This is a genomic window from Lysinibacillus sp. KCTC 33748 (assembly GCF_002237755.1).
GTDB lineage: Bacteria > Bacillota > Bacilli > Bacillales_A > Planococcaceae > Lysinibacillus.
Window position 1 is genome coordinate 193,558 of the sequence record NZ_MWSJ01000006.1, and the last position, 6,349, is coordinate 199,906.

Below are 6,349 nucleotides of genomic sequence, written 5' to 3' on the forward strand. Positions count from 1 at the left end.
ATTTAATAATGTCTGAAAACTTAAATCTGTTCACATCAACTCAAGAAGTCATTCAAGAGGCTCTAAATAGACTTGGCTATGACGAAGCAATGTATGAATTGTTAAAAGAACCGCTTCGCATGCTACAAGTGCGTATTCCTGTGAAAATGGATGATGGTACAACAAAAGTATTTACTGGTTACCGTGCACAACATAATGATGCTGTAGGGCCAACTAAAGGTGGGGTTCGTTTCCATCCGGCCGTATCTGAGGAGGAAGTTAAAGCGCTTTCAATGTGGATGACATTGAAGTGTGGTATCGTGGATCTACCTTATGGCGGTGGTAAAGGCGGTGTCATCTGTGACCCTCGTCAAATGTCTATGGATGAAATTGAAAAATTAAGCCGTGGATATGTTCGTGCAGTTAGTCAAATCGTAGGACCAACAAAAGATATTCCTGCGCCAGACGTATTTACAAATGCACAAATTATGGCTTGGATGATGGATGAATACAGCCGTATGGATGAATTCAACTCACCAGGTTTCATTACGGGTAAGCCACTAGTACTTGGCGGTTCTCAAGGTCGTGACCGTGCAACTGCACAAGGTGTAACAATCGTTATTCAAGAAGCAGCGAAAAAACGTGGCATTGATATTAAAGGCGCACGCGTTGTTATTCAAGGCTTCGGTAACGCAGGTAGCTTCCTTGCGAAATTCATGCATGATTTAGGTGCAAAAGTAATCGGTATTTCTGATGCTTATGGTGCACTTCATGATCCAGAAGGTTTAGATATCGACTATTTATTAGATCGTCGTGATAGCTTCGGTACTGTAACAACATTATTTGAAAACACAATTTCAAACAAAGAATTATTAGAGCTTGATTGTGATATTCTAGTGCCAGCTGCTATCGAAAACCAAATTACTGCGGACAATGCAAACGACATTAAAGCAAACATCGTAGTAGAAGCAGCGAACGGTCCAACAACAGCTGAAGCAACTAGAATTTTAACTGAACGTGGTATTCTACTTGTACCAGACGTATTAGCATCTGCTGGTGGTGTAACAGTTTCTTACTTCGAATGGGTACAAAATAACCAAGGTTATTACTGGACAGAAGAAGAAGTTGAAGAACGTCTATACAAAAAAATGGTTGATGCGTTTGAAAACGTTTATACAACAGCGACAACACGTAACATTAACATGCGTTTAGCAGCTTATATGGTAGGTGTTCGCCGCACTGCAGAAGCTTCACGCTTCCGTGGGTGGGTTTAATCAATATATATGAAAAACGAGTCACTCCTATTAATGGGGTGACTCGTTTCATGTTTTTGAAAAACTATTATATCAATGAAATTAAAGTGTCATTATAAATAAAGTAGGGCTCGAGTCGCCCAGTCGTAACGAAGTTCAATTTCTTCATATAGTATGTATCTTCAGGTGTGTCACTTTGATATCCGGCAAAACAAAAAACAGGATTGTAAAAATTGCCTATGAGAACATACAGGAGAAATTAGCTGGAATCGGTGTCCCTGTTCCTGAGAAAATTCATAAGATTTATAACGAGTACATTTTCAAAGTTTAATTTTTGCGTTCATTTACAGAAATATGAGAAAATCCAACTAGAAAGGGGCGAATTGAATGGATTCATTTACATTTTATAATCCGGTGAAGTTGCATTTTGGTGAAAATGCACTGGAAAAACTATCGAAAGAGTTAGCGCAGCAAGGTAAGAAGGTGTTGGTTGTCTATGGTGGAGGTAGCATTAAGAAAAATGGTGTTTACAATGCTGTCATCGAGAAGTTGCAAGAAGCAGATAAAACAATATTTGAACTAAGCGGTGTTGAGCCAAATCCACGTGTGGAAACAGCAAGACTTGGTATTGATCTTTGTAAAAAAGAAGGAATTGATCTAGTTCTAGCTGTTGGTGGCGGTTCCGTTATTGACTGTTCTAAGTTAATCGTCGCTGGAGCAAAATATGATGGCGATGCTTGGGACATTGTAAAACGTAAAGTATTTGTGCAGGACGCTTTACCACTTGGCACGGTATTAACGCTAGCTGCAACAGGTTCTGAAATGAACTCAGGCTCTGTCATTACAAATGCGGAAACAGAAGAAAAACTAAGTTGGGGAAGCCCTGCTGTTTTCCCGAAATTTTCGATTTTAAATCCAGCGTATACAGTGTCGGTACCAAAAAAACATACAGTTTACGGTATCGTTGATATAATGTCGCATGTTATTGAGCAATATTTCCATAATACAACAAATACCCCGATTACAGATGAAATGTGCGAAGGGGTATTACGAACAGTTATTACAACAGCTCCTGAATTAATAGAAGATTTAGAGAATGTCCAGCTGCGTGAAACGATTTTATTAGCTGGAACAATTGGATTAAATGGATTCTTATCAATTGGTTCTCGAGGTGATTGGGCGTCACATAATATTGAGCACGCTGTATCTGCAGTATACGATATTCCGCACGCAGGCGGTTTAGCTATATTACAACCACATTGGATGCGTCTAAGTGTACCTGTGAATCCAGAGCGTTTTGCGGGTATTGCAACACGTGTTTTCGGTGTCGACGCTACAGGAAAGACTTCAGAAGAAGTAGCATACGAAGGAATTGATCGCTTATCGGCATTCTGGACTTCAATAGGAGCTCCAAGTCACCTTGCGGATTATGAAATCGATAATTTAAAATTCCATCAAATCGTAGAACATACCATGCAAAATGGGCCTTTTGGAAACTTCAACAAGTTACAGGAAGAAGATGTACGAGCTATTTTGCAAAACTCACTTTAATTGAAAATGGATACGAGGCTACACAATCTTGATGTGTAGGCTTTCTGATAAACCTTGATGTCACATTGCATTGCTTAGAGGCATCATTCATTTGTATAAAAAATAGCCAACTGCCTGAAACCTGGCAATTGGCTATTTATCTTATTTAGAAAAAATATGTTGGATAATGATTATTGTTTAGGTGTTGAGTGATCTGGTCTTTCACCAATATGCACCCAATTTTGTTCGCCATCATCCTCATCATACAGAATGGCCACTTTTGATACGCCCTTCTGACTTAAAATGACCTCTGTTAAATGGTCGCGGACATCATCTAGAAAAGCGAGTGATAAGTTAGGGTCAGCTTCGGCAACTAATTCCACATGTAAAAATTCACCTTCTTTAACGACCTCTAAACGAACAATATCTTTGATATTAGGGTCATCCATAACAAGATGAGCGATATGATTTAGCATTTCTTCGTCAGTTTCGCCAATAACGCCTCGTGCATTATCAAGGAAAACTTTTGCTACTACATAGAACATCATAAAGCCGATAATCATCGAAACGAGCCCTTCTATATTAGCCCAACCTGTATAGTGCGCTATTAAAATAGCAGCGAAGGCCAACACGTTACCACCTGTAGCGACTAAGTCTTCCATAAACACTAATTTTGTTGCTGGTTTTGCGCGATTTAAATAGGGAAAAGCTTTAGGGATAGCTGTAAGAAATCCCGCTTTTTCTTGCCCAGTCTCATGTAGTATTTCAACGGCAGCTTTCGCAAGAACTGATCCTTCTAAAACAATACCGATCAATAATACGCCAAGTGCTATGAGCATTCCTTTAGATTCGCCAGCTGGGTGTATAAAATGATGCCAGCCTTCTTTTACAGTTTCATAAGAAAGGATTGCTACGATTATTACAGCAAAAAGACAAACTAAATTTACGATTCGGCCAAAGCCTCCAGGAAATTGTTTTGTCGGTGCTTTTTTCGAAAGCGCTGAGCCGATATAAACAAAAAATTGGTTTGCTGCATCCCCTAGTGAGTGCATCATTTCTGCAAACATGGCAACATTACCTGTAAAGAAGAAGGCGATGCCTTTAATAATTCCTAAAAAGGCATTGACAACTGCTGCCATCAAAGATGGTTTATTCCCGTTTTTTAATAGTTTTAATAGTTCTCCCACGAAAGAATCCTCCAACTAGTTTAAAATTTCCATTTCAATTTTTTCTATATAGGGTAGTGCTCGTAATGAACGATAAAATGACAGTAAGTTATCAGATACTATTAATGATAAACGTAAATCTAATTCGTGAAAAACATTATTATTATTTTTATTAGGAACATCTTGAATGCGTATGTTTTCGATAATAATATTGTTTTCCTTTAAAAATTCTAGAAAAGACTCGCTTCTTTCATCATTGTTAATCTGAACTTTCAATGATATCTCTCGCATACGAATTCTTTTTGGTCCTATTTTCATTAGAAACGGCGATAAAACCTCAATGCCGAAGACGATGATAATAACAGCTAAAGTAGCATCCATATAGAATCCCGCGCCGACTGCAATCCCTATCCCGGCAGCTCCCCAAATCATTGCAGCGGTTGTTAAACCTGAGATACTATCATTCCCGCGCCTTAAAATAACACCTGCTCCAAGAAATCCAATTCCACTAACAATTTGGGCAGCCAAGCGTAGAGGATCCATTGTAATATTGATTTCTGACCTTGGGGGTGTTGAGTAGGCGGTTTCAATCGAAATAATAGTTAATAAACAGCTAAATGTGGCGATGACTAAGCTTGTTTTTAATCCTACAGGCTTCTTTTTTAATTCCCTTTCGATGCCGATTACTAAACTTAATGTGGCTGCAATTACTAATTTTATGCCAACTTCATATGTAATCATATTTCCAAATAAGGTTTCCATACGCAACCCTCCACAGATATTTCGTATTGCTAAGAGATATGCAAGGTGTCATTATTATATGTACATTACTTTTTTGTATTGTACATCACGATAGGAATGAAGTATAAGCATTTTTTTTCTTTTAGCAAACGGTCTTGGTAGTGAAAGTAGCTACAGAAGTCTCTAACGTTATAGGTGATTAAATAGATGTTGGTTTAAGTTAAAGTCTCAAGTAGATATCATGGATAGCACAAAGTCGTATCCAGACGTATTTATGTCCAGGTAAAAATGATTGGAGGTTGGATTTTATGGAGAAACCAAAAATTCATCCATACATTCCTATATTTATAGGTGTTATTTCTGTATCCTTATCTGCGATATTTGTAAAGTTAGCAAATGCAGAAGCGGGGGTTATTGCGTTTTACCGGATGTTGTTTTCGGTATTAATAATGGCTCCTCTGTTTTTTTGGAAGTACACGAATGAAGTAAAACAATTAAGAAGAAGGGATTGGCTGTTTTCTTCAGTTGCAGGCATATTTTTAGCGTTCCATTTTATTTTGTGGTTTGAATCACTCAATTACACTTCTGTAGCGAGTTCTACAGTTTTGGTTACACTACAGCCGTTGTTTGCATTTGTAGGTACATATTTTTTCTTCAAAGAGAGCATTACTCTAAAAACCATACTTGCAGGCGCGATTGCTATTGTTGGTAGTATTTTAATAAGTTGGGGAGATTTTAAGCTTAGCGGTACTGCATTTTATGGAGACATGCTTGCTCTTATTGCGTGTGCACTCGTTACAGCTTACTTTTTATTTGGACAAGATGTACGTAAGCGGTTATCTCTTGTGACATATACCATGCTTGTTTATGCTGTTAGTACAATTACGTTATTTATCTATGTTCTTATTAAAGGTGAATCGTTTGGTCCTTATCCAACTATGGACTGGATATGGTTTATTTTATTAGCAATCGTGCCTAATTTATTGGGGCATACTCTATTTAATTGGTCTATCAAATACGTTAGTACAAATGTAGTCTCTATTGCGATATTATTTGAACCAATTGGCGCGGCCATTTTAGCTCTTTTCATTTTTAAAGAGTATTTAATAGCCACACAAATTATTGGTGGATTAATTGTTATAGTAGGAATTCTATTGTTTGTGGTGGATGAGAAAAAGATTTTTAAACTTTTTTCAAAAAAAGCTTGATTTTTAAATTGCTATATTATATATTATTACTTGTCCTTAACAAGAAGGACGACTTGAGAAAAAGATTTGAAAAAAGATTTTGAAAAAGTTATTGACTTCTTGTTGGAGACGAGTTATGATAATAGAGTTGCTGAAAACAACAGCGACAAAATGAACCTTGAAAACTGAACAAGCAAAACGTAATCAATAAAGTTTTTAGTAACTAACCTTGAGTTAGTGAACGAAACAAAATTTTGGACATCAAACATGATGCCAGCAAAACAATTTGAGCTTATCAAATTTCTTTTTATGGAGAGTTTGATCCTGGCTCAGGACGAACGCTGGCGGCGTGCCTAATACATGCAAGTCGAGCGAACAGATAAGGAGCTTGCTCCTTTGACGTTAGCGGCGGACGGGTGAGTAACACGTGGGTAACCTACCTTATAGTTTGGGATAACTCCGGGAAACCGGGGCTAATACCGAATAATCTATT

Annotated in this window: 5 protein-coding genes and 1 rRNA gene; 4 read left to right on the forward strand and 2 right to left on the reverse strand. The window is 37.7% G+C overall.

Going from position 1 to position 6,349, the window contains the following annotated elements; genetic code table 11:
- Positions 1-8 precede the first annotated feature (8 nt).
- Together B1B04_RS11215 and B1B04_RS11220 are read left to right on the forward strand one after the other, a co-directional pair.
- The gene (locus B1B04_RS11215) at positions 9-1,253 is read left to right on the forward strand and encodes a Glu/Leu/Phe/Val family dehydrogenase (RefSeq protein WP_079561549.1); all 1,245 of its coding nucleotides are present in this window, start codon (positions 9-11) and stop codon (positions 1,251-1,253) included.
- A 366-nt stretch (positions 1,254-1,619) separates the two neighbouring features.
- Positions 1,620-2,783 (forward strand): iron-containing alcohol dehydrogenase, encoded by a 1,164-nt coding sequence (locus B1B04_RS11220; protein WP_079561550.1) that lies wholly within the window; start codon positions 1,620-1,622, stop codon positions 2,781-2,783.
- Positions 2,784-2,953: 170 nt separating this feature from the next.
- On the opposite strand, the gene B1B04_RS11225 is transcribed toward B1B04_RS11220, so the two are convergent.
- Positions 2,954-3,949 (reverse strand): cation diffusion facilitator family transporter, encoded by a 996-nt coding sequence (locus B1B04_RS11225; protein ID WP_079561551.1) that lies wholly within the window; start codon positions 3,947-3,949, stop codon positions 2,954-2,956.
- Positions 3,950-3,964: 15 nt separating this feature from the next.
- Positions 3,965-4,690: an MgtC/SapB family protein gene (locus tag B1B04_RS11230; RefSeq protein WP_079561552.1), complete on the reverse strand. Its 726-nt coding sequence runs from the start codon at positions 4,688-4,690 to the stop codon at positions 3,965-3,967.
- A 287-nt stretch (positions 4,691-4,977) separates the two neighbouring features.
- Here B1B04_RS11230 and B1B04_RS11235 point away from each other — a divergent pair, with 287 nt between their 5' ends.
- A complete protein-coding gene (locus B1B04_RS11235; RefSeq protein WP_079561553.1) occupies positions 4,978-5,877 on the forward strand; it encodes a DMT family transporter in 900 nt (299 codons plus the stop codon).
- A 285-nt stretch (positions 5,878-6,162) separates the two neighbouring features.
- Positions 6,163-6,349, forward strand: a 16S ribosomal RNA gene (locus tag B1B04_RS11240); the annotation flags it as partial.